The sequence below is a fragment of the Pedobacter frigidisoli genome, assembly GCF_032678525.1.
In the GTDB taxonomy this organism is placed as follows: Bacteria; Bacteroidota; Bacteroidia; order Sphingobacteriales; family Sphingobacteriaceae; genus Pedobacter; species Pedobacter frigidisoli_A.
On record NZ_JAVTSE010000005.1, the window covers coordinates 111,844 to 126,188 of the forward strand.

Below are 14,345 nucleotides of genomic sequence, written 5' to 3' on the forward strand. Positions count from 1 at the left end.
AGGTTCTCCTATTACATTTTACAATGAGCACAGTTTCAACATATCATTACGATAAAGTATTTAAATTAGAAAACGGAAAAAAAATACGCGATCTGCAAATCGCCTATCAAACTTACGGCAAATTAAACAGCAACAAGGATAATGTTATCTGGGTTTGTCATGCTTTAACAGCTAATGCAGATGTTTTTGAATGGTGGGAAGGTTTGTTTGGCCAAAATGCTTTGTTTAATCCGAACGATCATTTTATCATTTGTGCAAACGTATTAGGCTCCAATTATGGTACAACAAATCCTTTAAGTACAAACCCTGCGACGGGATTACCCTATTATTTATCATTTCCCCAATTCACGATCCGCGATTTCGTTTCCGCACACCAGGTACTTGCTACACACCTTGGTATCAACGGCATCAAACTTTTAATCGGAGGCTCGCTAGGTGGACAACAAGCTGTAGAATGGGCCATTACAGAACCTGCGAGAATAGAAAACCTTATACTTGTAGCTACAAATGCAGTGCATTCTCCCTGGGGAATTGCTTTCAATGAAAGCCAGCGCCTGGCTATTACCAGCGATAGAACCTTTTACTCCAATCAGCCTGGCGGTGGAATAAAAGGCTTGAAAACAGCAAGAAGTATTGCATTGCTGAGCTACCGGACCTATAATGCATATGGCAGTACACAGGTCGAAAGCGTAAATGAAAAGACCGATCATTTCCGCGCATCATCTTACCAGAATTATCAGGGGGAAAAATTAACCAATCGCTTCAATGCCTATAGCTACTATTATCTCACAAAAGCAATGGACAGTCATAATGTTGGGCGAAACAGAAAAAGCATTGCTGAGGCATTAAAATTAATCAAATCCAACACACTGGTAATTGGAATCGAGAACGACTTTCTATTTCCGGTTTCTGAGCAAAAATATCTGGCTGATCATATTGAAAATGCAGAATTTGCTGCAATCAGTTCACAATACGGTCACGATGGATTTTTGATTGAAACAAATGCGCTGACTAATATCATCGGCACATTCATTAAAGAAAGTACAAACAAGAAAATTATTAAACTGCAACATACTGCATAAGCTGAAAACTGCCAAAGCATACATTTATATCATACACACAAACAATTCGGCGGCATCCTGTTTTCCTGTTGCATTCTCCACTGAGTGAAAACTTGAAAGTTAGTCATACTGCCGCCACCTGATACAATAAAACAATATGAGTAAGAATTTAAAAATAGGTTTATTTGGTTTTGGAATTGTAGGACAAGGTTTACTGGATATCATCCAAAGCCAGAACCTAAATCTGGAAATCGTCAAAATCGCGATTAAAGACCCAAAGAAAAAACGAACGTTAAACAAAGATTTATTCACCACTGATCGCAATGAAATTTTAAATAATTCAGAAATCAATACCATTGTAGAGCTGATCAATGATGCTGATGCAGCATATGAAATTGTGACAACTGCTTTAAAAAATGGAAAAAATGTGGTGTCGGCAAATAAAAAGATGATTGCTACACATCTGGAAGAACTGGTTGCCTTACAGCAGAAACACGGAACCTCGTTACTTTATGAGGGAGCGGTTTGTGGCAGTATTCCAATTATCAGAAATCTGGAGGAATATTATGATAATGAATTGTTCCATGCATTGAGCGGCATTTTCAACGGATCATCAAATTATATTCTCTCGAAAATTTTTAATGAAAATCAGAGCTATGAGGCTGCGTTAAAAGAAGCTCAGGACTTAGGCTTTGCTGAAACAGACCCGATTCTTGACGTGGGCGGTTACGATCCGAAATACAAATTAGCCATTGCGACTTCACATGCCTATGGATTATTCATCAATCCTGATGCCATCTTGAATATCGGTATCCAGAACCTTTCTCAGCACGACATCAAATATGCCCGTGAGAAAAATTTTAAAATCAAACTGGTTCCCACTGCACGTAAAGTAAATACCCGTGATGTAGTCACCTATGTTCTCCCTAAACTGGTTGCTAAGGATGATTTCCTTTATAACGTTGAGAATGAATACAACGCAGTAACTGTGCAGGCAGCTTTTGCCGACAAACAATTTTTCTTTGGCAAGGGTGCCGGCGGGCATCCAACCGGTGCTGCAGTGCTTTCAGATATCGCAGCATTAAGATACGATTACCGTTATGAGTATAAAAAATATCACTCAGAAAATAAGGTAAAGCATACGGAGGATATTTTGCTGGAGATTTATCTCCGTTACGCAGACGAGGCACTGGTACAATTGCTGGAGTTTGACGAGATCAGTGAGCGATACGCGGCAAATGAGTATAAATATATTATCGGAACAGTTAGCTTGGGAAGTCTGATCAAAAACCGTGACCTTTTATTAGATAAGACAACATTTGTAGCTTACACAGGCAGACAGATTTACAAGCAGGAGCAAGTTGCTGAAAATGTATTTGCAGCTGAGCTGGCTTCAATATAATTATAAAGGTTAATTTTTTTATTTGTTTTGTTGTTAAGCATAAAGGTCGGAGCGATTCCGACCTTTTGCGTATAGCTAAACTAAAATCACGGTATCATGTACCACAACGCGATACCAGTTTTTCGAAAACTCTTCAACCGCATTCAGGTGAGCCTTATCTTCCTGATAGGCATTGTGATCTGCAATAGAATCAAAAGTTAATGTAAGTGAATAAGTAAATGAATTATCTGTTACGGGGCGAACAGGTGTATTCGCTGCCAGTCCGTAACTTAATGTTCTGATGAGTTTAATGGGCTTAAGACGCTCAAAAAAATTAGTGAATTCAAGCACTTCTGTCTTGGTCAATTGCGGCTTTAACCAGAACATTACAAAATGCTGGATTTTCCCTTTATTATTTAGATTTTCTATCATCTTAATTAATTTTATCCTAAATATAAAAATGATTGCGAATAAAAAAAGCAGTATTCTAAAATACTGCTTTTAATTTAACGAGCTAAATAATTGCCCGCGAGAAGTGAAAATTACCCCTAAACGGTATCCATATCAATCACAAAACGATACTTCACATCACTGCTCAATACCCGTTCATAAGCTTCATTTACGTAATTAATATTAATAACTTCTACTTCTGAAACAATATCATGTTCAGCACAAAAATCCAGCATCTCCTGAGTTTCAGCTATTCCACCAATACTGGATGCGGTGAGCGCTCTGTTACCATGCATTAAAGCTGAACCTGGAAATTTCAAAGGCTCAGGAGGTAAGCCAACACAAATGTGTACACCATTCACATTCAATAGTTTCAGATACATCTCATAATCGTGGGGAGCCGATACTGAATCAATAATGAAATCAAAATGTTTAGCATACTTTTTAAGTTCTTCAGGGTTTTTAGTAACCACAAAGTGATGTGCGCCCAGTTTTTTGGCATCCTGTTCTTTGGAAGGAGATGTACTGAGAACTGTAACGTCTGCACCAAAGGCAGCAGCAAACTTAACAGCCATGTGTCCTAAGCCGCCGAGACCAAGAACAGCCACTTTATGCCCTTTAGTAATTCCCCATCTTTTAATAGGTGAATAGGTTGTAATTCCTGCACAAAGCAAGGGTGCTACACCAGCCAAAGGTAAAGTATCAGCAACGCTAACTACAAACTCCTCAGTACAAACAATTTTATTTGAATAACCACCATATGTAGGCGTTTTTTTATCTCTTTCTACGCTATTGTAAGTCCATACGGTTTCCCCTTTCTCACAAAACTGCTCCTGACCGCCTCTACAAGTCGGACACTCTTTGCAGCTATCAACCATACACCCGATACCGGCCAGTTGACCAACTTTGAATTTGGTTACTTCAGCACCAACTTCAGCGATACGCCCAACAATTTCATGCCCCGGAACCATTGGATAACGCGCAGGTCCCCATTCACTGCGAACCTGGTGGATATCGGAATGGCAGATTCCGCTAAATAAAATCTCAATTAAAACATCTTTAGGCCCTACATTTCTTCTCTCGAAATTCCATGGAGCCAGTTTATCGGTTTGGCTGTGAACAGCGTATCCTTTTGCAGCTATCATATTATTAAATTTTGGTCAAAGCTATAAGATAAAGCTTTAGGCTTCGTCATATCTGATTCATTTAAGAAATCTTTCAGGAAGATGCCAATATTTTATCAGGCGTAATTGGCAATGTCCTGATTCTTTTTCCGGTTGCATTAAATACGGCGTTGGCAACAGCCGCCGAGAAGCCAATGAGCGCAATTTCCCCCATTCCCTTGGCTCCCATTGGATTGATGTAGGGATCAGGTTTGTTAATGAAATGCACTTCAATCTCTGGAATATCGGCGTTAACAGGAACATGGTAATCAGCAAAATTATTGTTGATATACCGCCCATAACGATGATCTACTATAGATTCTTCCGTTAGCGCCATACCAACACCGCCCACCGCTCCCCCAACCATCTGGCTACGGGCTGTTTTCGGACTGACGATTGTACCAGAGTCACCAACAGAAACAATTTTATCTACCTTAACTACCCCCGTTAAGCTGTGCACTTTTACTTTTACAAAGTGAATAGAAAAAGAATACATGGAATATTCGTCGCGTTCCTTCCCTGCCTGGCTTTGTTTAGTTACCTCAATAGACGGCAGATTATTCTTCTTCAATACTTCAACGAAATTTGCAGTGGCATCCATGTTGGAATTGGCCGCAAGCTCAGAAATAGTTGATTTGAGGGCAACACAGGCATCATTTACTGCCGACCCCACAGTAGAAAGCGTGGCCGACCCTCCCTGACTTGGTGCAGGAGGCAATGAGGAATCTCCCAGTTCGAACTTTATTTTATCCACCGGTATAGACAGAATCTGACTAGCTATAAGCGACATTCCAGTACCGGTTCCTGGTCCGATATCACTCGTTGCGCTTTGCATCAATAATGTTCCATTCGACCTTAGTATTGCTTTCACGCTGGCTCTTCCCCTGTTGGCGTTAAATACGCCGATACTCACCCCGAAACCTGTTTTCCATTGACCGTTAATCAGGCTTCCTGGTGTATTTTTACGTTCACTCCAACCAATTTTTGCTGCACCAATGCGGTAAGCTTCTTTAATGTTTTTATCTGAAAATGGTTTGTTCCTTTGCTGGTCTTTTTCAGGATCGTTTTTGATCCTAAACTCCAACGGATCCATATTCAGGGCATGCGCCATTTCATCAATGGCACTTTCCAACGCAAAAGCACCTGTAGCCTCTCCTGGCCCTCTCATCCAGATCGGTACCCCTAAATCCACCGGAACAACTGTATATTGAGTGTTCACATGATCACATTGATACATGAACTTAGCCATATTGACTACACCTTCAGTGAAGTTCTCATAAGCAGATGTTTCACCAAATGCACGATGGGTAATACCTGTTAAAGTACCATCTTTATTTGCCCCCAGGCCAATAGTTTGTATTGCAGCAGGCCGGTTGCCAACCATGGTAAACATCTGCATACGGGTAATCACAACTTTTACAGGCCTGGCAATGTGTTTTGAGGCCATAACGGTGGCGATCTCAAGGGGCCAGGTACGCAGAGCCATACCAAACCCTCCGCCAACAAATTCAGAATTTACCTGAATATTTTCTACAGGTATTTTAAAAACATTAGCAATAGCTCCCTGCGTAGCTTTAACGCCCTGCGTTTTTGCATATACAATCAGCTGATTGTTTGGCCGCCAGTCGGCAATAATGCCATGGAGTTCCATTGGATTGTGCGTTTCAATAGGCAAATGATATCTGGCTTCGATTTTAACTTCAGCAGTTTTATATGCATCCTGTATTCCCCGTTTATAATCAGGCTGCCCCTGTAGCTTTTTTGCTTTAGTATCATTTACCGCCTTTTCAAAATCGGTATTAAAATCCGCTTTTTCATATTCCACTTTAACAAGCGACGCAGCATGCGTTGCCCTTTCAAAGGTATCCGCCACAACAATAGCAATCGGCTGGCCGTTAAAAAATATCTTATCCGTATAAAAGATTTTCATTGCCGGTCCTCCTTCCTGTTCATAGGCAGGGGCTGATGGCTTGTTCAGGTGAGAGATTACTGCTATAACACCCGGTGCTTTTTCTGCAGCCCTGGCATTAAGCGAGCTGATTTTTCCTTTTGTAATGGTGCTGGTAACCAGCACACCATATGTTAGTCCCGGTAAGTTATATTCGGCAAAATATTTTGCTCTCCCCATTACCTTGTCAATTCCGTCTACGCGATCGTTCTGATCTTTCAAAATAGATTTTTGCATGATTAAACTTTAGATTTTGCAAGGGTTAACGCTTCAATAATCGTATTGGGTGCCATCAGCAGCTTAAAATCATTTTCTCCAAAACTCTTTGCACCTGTCATGGCTATTTTTGCAGCCTGTTCAAAATTTTCAGTAGACGCTTCCTTTCCCATTAGGAATTTCTCGGAAGAAGTTAACCTCCACGGCTTATGGGCGACGCCACCCATAGCCAGGCGAACATCAGTGATCTTCTGGTCAGTGATTTCAATTCCTGCAGCCACAGAAACCAACGCAAAGGCATATGATGCCCTATCTCTTACTTTCAGGTAATGTGAATGTGCGGCAACATTATTTAAAGGAATTTCCAATCGAACGATCATTTCATCTGACTTTAAATTATTGTCTAACTGAGGTGTATCTCCCGCCAACCGATGAAAGTCTTTAAACAACATCTTATGTTCACCTTTAGAGCCGGCAATCACTACTGTGGCATCGAGGGCTGTTAAGGCAACGCACATATCACTAGGATGAACAGCTATACATTTATCTGAAGTTCCAAAAATAGCATGCATCCTGTTGAATCCACCAACAGCACCACAGCCTGAACCTGGTTGCCTTTTATTACAGGGCATCTCCGTATCATAGAAGTAGCCACAACGGGTACGCTGCATCATATTACCACCAACAGTTGCTACATTACGCAGTTGTGCCGATGCACCCGCATTCAAAGCCATGGCCAGGAGCGGTAGCTTCTCTTTTATTAATGCATGCTCTGCAACAGCGGTATTGGATGCCAGGGCACCAATGATAACTAGCTCTTTGTGCAACTCGATCTGTTTCAAAGGGACGTGATTGATATCAATCAGTTTCCCGGGAGTAGATATTCCTCTTTTCATTAGATCGATCAGATTGGTTCCACCGGCGATAAACTTTGAATTTTGATCCTTTGCAATCATGCTCAAAGCGGATTTTGCAGAAGTTGTTCTGAGATATTGAAAATTGATCATGATTTCAACCCTCCTTTTGTCACATCAATAATTGCATCAACAATATTAGGATAAGCACCACATCTGCAAATGTTTCCGCTCATGTATTCGCTTATCTCTGCGCGCGAACCCGTATGTCCTTCATTTACACAGGCAACTGCCGACATAATCTGACCGGGAGTACAATATCCGCATTGAAATCCATCATGTTTAATAAATGCAGCCTGCATCGGGTGCAGCTCTTCGCCAATGGCCAAACCTTCAATCGTCGTAATTTTCTTTCCCTCGTTCATTACGGCTAAACTTAAACAAGAATTTACCCGCTCTCCATCAATATGAACCGTACAGGCACCACATTGACCATGATCACAACCTTTCTTTGTTCCGGTTAAATGCAATTCTTCGCGAAGGTAATCCAAAAGCGTTACCCTGGGCTCAATAAAAGTTTTCAAAGCTTTATTGTTAACCGTTATATTTAAAGGGATTTTTTCAAACAGTTCGGCGAAGCGCTCATCTGCCTGGCTTTCGGCAGCTTTAACCGCAACGGCTGGAGTTAAGGCAATAGCTGTAATTAATGAACTTTTCTTAAGAAAGTCTCGCCTGCTATCGCCGGGATTAGATTCCTTGTCAGATGATTGCATAAAAAATGTTTTGTTTGAGGGATTGTTGATTTTAAAGTTCGTCAATCTAAACCGTAAAAAATGTGAATTCGGGAATTTAGAATAATTCTACAGTGTAAAATTTATGAAACCCGCCAGTTATCTTTTAACAAAATTTATTTCGGGATTCAGCTTCTTTATATATTTTTATCAAATGGAAGATATCAAACCGTTACCCGACTTATCATCGGAAGAACAACGTGTGTTAGGCTCATTGATTGAAAAAAGCAGAACAACGCCTGACTACTATCCGATGACCCTAAATAGCTTAACCTCCGCCTGTAATCAGAAAAGTTCAAGAAACCCTGTTGTCAATTACGATGAAGAAACAGTAACCTTAACATTCAACTCGCTGAAGATTAGAGGATTAATATCTACCGCAACGGGAGGTTCGAGCAGGGCAATCAAATATAAACATAACCTGGGCATTGTCTACCCGCTTGTTCCTTCAGAACTATCAATTTTATGTCTGTTACTTTTGCGCGGACCGCTAACCCCAGGTGAAATCAACAGTAATTCCGGTCGTTTGTATGAGTTCGAGAGCATCGAGGAAATAGTGGAACAATTAAATAAATTAGCAAACGAGGAGCCTGCATTTGTAAAACTACTTCCGAAAAAAGCCGGACAAAAAGAAGCCCGGTTTGCACATCTGCTTGGAGAACAGGCCGAAATCCAGGAAACCGATCAGGAAGCTTTCCAAACAGCAATTTTCCAGCCCAATGAAGAACTGGAAAATCGTGTTTTAAAACTGGAACAAGAACTGGACGAACTAAAAGAACTGGTTAATCTTTTAATGGATAAATAACTATCCCTCGTACTTCTTGAAAATAGTACTGGCGACATGTCCGCCGAAACCAAAAGTATTGTTAAGGACATAGTTGATTTCCTTTTTAATCGGTTCTCCAAGAATAATATTAAGGCCTTCGGGAATTTTCCCATCCAGTTGCTGCGTATTGATGGTTGGAGGGATTACTCCATCTCTAATCGCCAGAATGCTGATTAGGCTTTCAACCGCCCCTGCTGCACCGAGTAAGTGTCCTGTCATCGATTTTGATGCACCGACTATAACTGGCAAATCGCCGAAAACATTCTTAACAGCTACAAGTTCACTAATATCACCTAAACCAGTAGAAGTTGCGTGAGCATTGATATAGTCAATTTTGTCAGCTGATATTCCAGCATCACTTAAGGCTTTCTTCATCCCCAGTGTTGCGCCTATTCCATCCGGAGGTGTTCCGGTTAGATGATAAGCATCAGCAGCCATCCCACCGCCTACAATCTCTGCATAGATGTTAGCTCCGCGGTTTAAAGCATGCCCGAGCTCTTCAAGAATCAGGGCTCCTGCACCTTCGCCCATCACAAAGCCATCGCGTGCAACATCAAATGGCCGTGAAGCAGTTTCAGGACTGTCGTTCCGTTTAGATAGCGCCTGTGCTGCATTAAATCCTCCAACTGAAGCCTCCGTTATTGCCGCTTCTGAACCTCCGGCAACCATGATATTGGCTTTACCTAAGCGAATGGTATCAAAAGCACTGATGATAGCCGTGTTCGAAGAAGCACATGCCGAAACAGTGCAATAGTTAGGACCGCGCAGTTTATGGCGGATTGATACCACTCCAGCAGCAATATCCACGATCATTTTCGGAATGAAGTATGGATTAAACCTTGGTGTTTTGTCGCCCTGATGGAATTCAGCTAACTGTTGCTCGAAGGTAGAAATACCTCCGTTTCCCGTTGCCCAGATCACACCTACTTCCGCAAGCTCGTCATCTGCCATGGCATTAAAATCTAAACCCGCATCTGCAATGGCCTGATCGGTTGAAGCAATAGCATACTGGGTAAACAGATCATACTTTTTGATTTCCTTTTTATCAAGGAAAGAAGTCGCGTCAAAATCTTTTACTTCAGCAGCAAAATGGGTTTTAAACTTAGTGGTATCAAATTTAGTAATCGGACCAACGCCACTTTTACCATTTAAAATATTCTCCCAAAAGCTTCCTACCGTGTTTCCAAGTGGGGTTATAGCCCCTAATCCAGTTACAACTACTCGTTTCATTTTATTGTTTTTAATTTTCTCCTGCGTACAGGCTGCGCATTAAATTCAGGTTTCAATGCATTATTCTAATTCTCGCGGCAAAGGTGCCAATTCCTATCCTTATTACCGCATAATAAACGCAAAACTTCTCCCGGTAATTCATCCTTTTCCAAAGCTGCAAGAAATTCATCTGCTACAACAGACGGCTTTATTTCATTGTGGCCTCCAATTTCCTTTGAAAACTCAGTATCAACCAATGGAGGCATCAATTCAACTACCTTTACAGGTGTACCTTCCAAACTCAATCTTAAAGATGTGGTATAAGAGTGAAGGGACTCCTTACTTGCAGCGTAAGTAGGCAAGGTGATTCCGGGAAACTGGGCCACAACAGAAGAAACATTTACAATGGCTGATACCTGTTGCTTCTTTAATACTAAAAAGCATAATGGATTAACTATTTATTAGTTTGAATTTTGTAACTTTGAATAATGAGTACAATTGAAAGCCTTGCAGACTTCTACCAAAAGAAATTCGATTTCCTTCCAGACACTTTACAAAAGGATATTGGGCACTTTAACGTTTTCAAAATGGAAGATTGCCTCGGCGACGATAAGCCTCCTATGAATTACAGCAGGCGTGATTTTTATAAGATCGCGTTGAATCGCGGGCATAACATTTATCACTACGCCGATAAAAGCGTGGAAATAAACGGCACTGCGCTTATGTTTTTTAATCCACTGGTACCCTATACCTGGGAACTGGCGAGCGGCAAAATTACTGATGTCCGTGGCTATTTCTGTATTTTCACAGAAGCTTTTTTCAATGAAAAAATACGGGGAAAGATTGGAGACTTGCCCATGTTTGCCCTGGGCGGAAAACCTGCTTACGTTCTGAATGACCAACAAGACGCACATATATCGGCAATATTTTCAAAAATGCTGGATGAAATCAATAGCGATTACATCTACAAATACGATTTACTCCGAAATTACACGACAGAAATTACGCACTTTGCATTAAAGAGTAACCCATCAGAAGTACTTTATAAACATCCCGATGCAAATTCACGTATCACTTCGGTGTTTACCGAGCTGCTCGAACGTCAATTTCCAATTGAAAATCCTTCCCAGCGGTTTACCATGCGATCGGCAAAGGATTACGCCGCTCAACTTTCTGTTCACGTTAATCACCTCAACAGGGCAATTAAAGAGACTACAGGAAAGACGACAACACACTTCATAACAGAACGTTTGCTAAGTGAAGCGAAAGCACTGCTTAAGCATACAGACTGGAATATTTCTGAAATCGGTTACTGCCTTGGCTTCGAAGAACCTACCCACTTCAACAACTTTTTTAAAAAATTAACCAGCCACACGCCAACTGCGTACCGAATTGTTTGAATTTCGTAATTATCAGTTTGATTGACGTAATAAGGGTCTGTAACTTCTGCCCTAGTTTTGTCTTAACAAAAAAGATAAAATTATGGGACTTAAAAAAGTTTGGTTCATAACCGGAGCATCCAAAGGGTTAGGCTTAAGTTTAGTAAATCAGTTGTTAAAAGCAGGTCAGTCGGTAGCGGCGACTTCAAGAAACATGAATGACCTGTCTATGGCAGTAAATTCTGATACTGAGAAATTTCTTCCCTTAGCTGTAGATCTTGCTGACGAAACAAGTGTCGAACAAGCCATAAACGCAACTATTGCCCGGTTTGGAAGAATTGATGTAGTGATAAACAATGCTGGCTTCGGCATTGGGGGTAGTATTGAAGAGCTTACAGACCAGGAAACAAGAACCAGCTTCGATATCAATGTTTTTGGCACTATCAACGTCATCAGAAAGGTATGTGAACAATTAAGATCACAGGGCTCAGGTCATATCATTAACATTGCTTCCATTGCCGGCATCGCTGGTGCAACAGGTTGGTCAGTATATGCAGCCACAAAAGCAGCAGTGATAGCCTTATCTGAAGTATTATCTGAAGATCTGAAAGCCTTCGGCATTAAAGTAACCGTTGTTGCGCCAGGGGCATTCAGAACCAGTTTCCTAACAGAACAATCACTTCTATTGGCTAAAAACCCTATCGAAGCTTATGATGACGTGCGCAAGATGCATGCAAAATACCTGCAAATGAACGGTGCTCAGGCAGGTGACCCTGAAAAGGCTGCTGCAGCGATGATCTCACTAGCCAGCATGCCGCACCCGCCTTTACATTTACTATTAGGCAACGATGCTTTTCAAAGAGCGGGTACTAAAATCGATACGCTTAAGAAAGAATATCAGGATTGGAAGGCAATTACAATTTCTACCGACTATTAAAGTTGCTGCGGGAAGGCTATAACAGGCTTTAACCTGACATTGCGATACACAATCAATTAAAAAAATTAAAAACAAAAATCATGGAAAATAAAAAAGTATGGTTCGTTACTGGCGCCTCAAAAGGACTTGGACTAACACTGGTAAAAAAATTATTAAGTAATGGCGAACGTGTAGCTGCAACTTCAAGAAGTATTGCTGACTTGGAGAAGGCAGTGGGCAACCATGAAAACTTTTTACCGCTTTCTGTAAACCTGGTAAAGGAAAGCAGTGTAGAAGAAGCCATTAGTCAAACCATTAGCAAATTCGGACAACTGGATGTACTGGTAAATAATGCGGGGTACGGAATGCTTGGAGCCCTGGAAGAACTAAGTGACCACGAAGCTCGTGAGAATTTTGACATAAATGTTTTCGGTTCTCTGAACGTGATCAGAAAGGCATTGCCACAGATGCGGAAGCAACAATCAGGACACATCTTCAACATTTCTTCTATTGGTGGTTTTTCCGGGAACTTCCCTGGTTTTGGAATATACTGCGCTACCAAATTTGCCGTATCAGGTTTCACTGAATCGCTGGCAGCAGAGGTTAAGTCACTAGGTATAAAAGCAACCGTTGTTGAGCCAGGGTATTTCAGAACTGAATTCCTTACATCGGGCTCCCTTGCTGTTCCGGCAAGTCCGATTGATGCTTACAAGGAAGTACGCGATTCACAAGCTGCCCACCAAAACGACATCAATAACCAGCAACCTGGTGATCCGGCAAAAGGAGTTGATGTAATAATCGCTGCTGCTGCAAGTGAAAATCCTCCCTTACATCTGTTTTTAGGGCCAGATGCCTATGCAGTTGCAAATGCAAAAATTAATGATATACAGAAAGATATGAAAAATTGGGAATTGTTAGCTACAGCAACCAATTTCGATGTAGTTTAGGGTTTTAAAGGGATAAGTAATTATCCCTTTTCATTTTATACTGCCGCCAATTGCTTTGGTGACTTACCCGTCATCTCTCTCACATTCCCGGCGCTGGTTTGTTCTTAGGTGAATGCGAACTTGCATGTCAGGACTACAACAAATACCAAGTTATTTCAAACCTAGCAAAGTATTCGCTAGCTCTGCTTCCGTAAATTGTTTCTCATAAAAACGCCTGAGATCTTTTATAACAAATAAAGTTGCAGGTATTGCTCCCGTCCAGTTTTTATCTATACGTTCGATATAAGCCTGCTGATCTGACTCATTTAAAAGAAAAACTTCAGATTTTATATTGTTCCCTTTCACAAAAGGAATGACTTCTTTCTGCAGCTTCGATTTGAAATCCAGACTGACCAACAACACCTTAACGGGCTTTTTAATTTTCGCTGTTTTAAGTCTTTCAAAGTAAGGTATTTCTGCGACACAAGGCGAGCACCAGGTAGCCCAAAAGTTGATGACATAAGTAGTGTCTTTACCTCTTGCTATGCGCGCATCGAGTTGATCTAGCGTAAGCAATTTTACCTGTGCGCTTAATGAATAGCTAAGTAACGAGAAGAAAATGACAAAACAAATCCTCATGATTTTACAATGATAAAAACAATATGAGTGTTTAATTAACTGATCCCGACTTTACCAGAACCTTTTGGTAAGCTGGCAGATTTAAATCATCAACAATCACTCCCCTATTTGTACTTGCATGAACAAAAAAACCATTATTTAAATACACGCCAACATGATCAACATCATTGCCGCCGAAAGAAAAGAAAAGTAAATCTCCCTCTTTTAGACTGTCAACGTTTTTACGCCTGACAAAACTGGCCTGATCACGGCAGATTCGTGGCAACGTAACCCCATATATTTCTTTTTCCAGTAAAAATGCAAAACCAGAACAATCAATACCATTTTTATCTAAGCCACCGAAACGGTACCTTACACCGGTCCATTCCGTAATAAACTTGTAGAGCTGTTTACTTTTTAAGTTAGCCATAGCATCAGCTGCTTTAGCGGCTTTCGTATCACTTTTAACGGTATATTTGCGTGAACCACAGGATGCAAGCACGACTACCAGAAATAAAGCAATCCAATAACAAGACAGCAATTTTGTTTTTATCATCACAACCTCTTTAATTAATTTCTGCATTCGTTGATTAAATTTTAAAGGAAA

The 14,345-nt window shown here is 40.9% G+C and carries 15 protein-coding genes; 6 read left to right on the top strand and 9 right to left on the bottom strand.

Going from position 1 to position 14,345, the window contains the following annotated elements; translation table 11 throughout:
• Positions 1-23 precede the first annotated feature (23 nt).
• Together metX and R2Q80_RS15095 are read left to right on the top strand one after the other, a co-directional pair.
• A complete protein-coding gene (gene metX / locus R2Q80_RS15090) occupies positions 24-1,082 on the top strand; it encodes an alpha/beta fold hydrolase (RefSeq protein ID WP_316800390.1) in 1,059 nt (352 codons plus the stop codon).
• A 136-nt stretch (positions 1,083-1,218) separates the two neighbouring features.
• Positions 1,219-2,463 carry a homoserine dehydrogenase gene (locus R2Q80_RS15095; protein WP_316800391.1) on the top strand — a complete coding sequence of 415 codons (1,245 nt, stop codon included), beginning with the start codon at positions 1,219-1,221 and terminating at the stop codon, positions 2,461-2,463.
• 75 nt (positions 2,464-2,538) lie between these two features.
• On the opposite strand, the gene R2Q80_RS15100 is transcribed toward R2Q80_RS15095, so the two are convergent.
• The 5 genes from R2Q80_RS15100 to R2Q80_RS15120 form a co-directional block, all read right to left on the bottom strand.
• Entirely contained in the window at positions 2,539-2,874 is a 336-nt protein-coding gene (locus R2Q80_RS15100) for a Dabb family protein (RefSeq protein ID WP_316800392.1), read from the bottom strand.
• A 116-nt stretch (positions 2,875-2,990) separates the two neighbouring features.
• Positions 2,991-4,037, bottom strand: a complete 1,047-nt coding sequence (locus R2Q80_RS15105) for an NAD(P)-dependent alcohol dehydrogenase (protein ID WP_316800393.1) — start codon at positions 4,035-4,037, stop codon at positions 2,991-2,993.
• A gap of 73 nt (positions 4,038-4,110) precedes the next feature.
• Positions 4,111-6,240: a xanthine dehydrogenase family protein molybdopterin-binding subunit gene (locus R2Q80_RS15110; protein ID WP_316800394.1), complete on the bottom strand. Its 2,130-nt coding sequence runs from the start codon at positions 6,238-6,240 to the stop codon at positions 4,111-4,113.
• Positions 6,241-6,242: 2 nt separating this feature from the next.
• Entirely contained in the window at positions 6,243-7,226 is a 984-nt protein-coding gene (locus R2Q80_RS15115; RefSeq protein WP_316800395.1) for a xanthine dehydrogenase family protein subunit M, read from the bottom strand.
• Positions 7,223-7,846 carry a (2Fe-2S)-binding protein gene (locus R2Q80_RS15120; protein WP_316800396.1) on the bottom strand — a complete coding sequence of 208 codons (624 nt, stop codon included), beginning with the start codon at positions 7,844-7,846 and terminating at the stop codon, positions 7,223-7,225. The genes R2Q80_RS15115 and R2Q80_RS15120 overlap by 4 nt, the downstream gene beginning before the upstream one ends.
• Before the next feature lie 172 nt (positions 7,847-8,018).
• Between R2Q80_RS15120 and R2Q80_RS15125 the strand changes: the two genes are divergently transcribed.
• Positions 8,019-8,669: a YceH family protein gene (locus R2Q80_RS15125; RefSeq protein ID WP_316800397.1), complete on the top strand. Its 651-nt coding sequence runs from the start codon at positions 8,019-8,021 to the stop codon at positions 8,667-8,669.
• On the opposite strand, the gene fabF is transcribed toward R2Q80_RS15125, so the two are convergent.
• Together fabF and R2Q80_RS15135 are read right to left on the bottom strand one after the other, a co-directional pair.
• Entirely contained in the window at positions 8,670-9,920 is a 1,251-nt protein-coding gene (fabF, locus tag R2Q80_RS15130; RefSeq protein WP_316800398.1) for a beta-ketoacyl-ACP synthase II, read from the bottom strand. It abuts the gene before it with no gap.
• Positions 9,921-9,985: 65 nt separating this feature from the next.
• A complete protein-coding gene (locus R2Q80_RS15135; RefSeq protein WP_316800622.1) occupies positions 9,986-10,357 on the bottom strand; it encodes an SDR family NAD(P)-dependent oxidoreductase in 372 nt (123 codons plus the stop codon).
• Between the two features lie 30 nt (positions 10,358-10,387).
• Here R2Q80_RS15135 and R2Q80_RS15140 point away from each other — a divergent pair, with 30 nt between their 5' ends.
• The 3 genes from R2Q80_RS15140 (at position 10,388) to R2Q80_RS15150 (ending at position 13,141) form a co-directional block, all read left to right on the top strand.
• Positions 10,388-11,299, top strand: coding sequence for an AraC family transcriptional regulator (locus tag R2Q80_RS15140; protein ID WP_316800399.1), 912 nt, complete (start codon positions 10,388-10,390; stop codon positions 11,297-11,299).
• 82 nt (positions 11,300-11,381) lie between these two features.
• Positions 11,382-12,215 carry an SDR family NAD(P)-dependent oxidoreductase gene (locus R2Q80_RS15145; RefSeq protein ID WP_316800400.1) on the top strand — a complete coding sequence of 278 codons (834 nt, stop codon included), beginning with the start codon at positions 11,382-11,384 and terminating at the stop codon, positions 12,213-12,215.
• Between the two features lie 80 nt (positions 12,216-12,295).
• Complete coding sequence (locus R2Q80_RS15150; protein ID WP_316800401.1) at positions 12,296-13,141, top strand: SDR family oxidoreductase; 846 nt, start codon at positions 12,296-12,298, stop codon at positions 13,139-13,141.
• Between the two features lie 150 nt (positions 13,142-13,291).
• Here the strand turns inward: R2Q80_RS15150 and R2Q80_RS15155 are convergent, their stop codons facing one another.
• Both R2Q80_RS15155 and R2Q80_RS15160 read right to left on the bottom strand, forming a co-directional pair.
• Positions 13,292-13,759 (bottom strand): TlpA disulfide reductase family protein, encoded by a 468-nt coding sequence (locus tag R2Q80_RS15155; RefSeq protein ID WP_316800402.1) that lies wholly within the window; start codon positions 13,757-13,759, stop codon positions 13,292-13,294.
• A gap of 31 nt (positions 13,760-13,790) precedes the next feature.
• Entirely contained in the window at positions 13,791-14,321 is a 531-nt protein-coding gene (locus tag R2Q80_RS15160) for a C40 family peptidase (RefSeq protein WP_316800403.1), read from the bottom strand.
• Positions 14,322-14,345 lie beyond the last annotated feature (24 nt).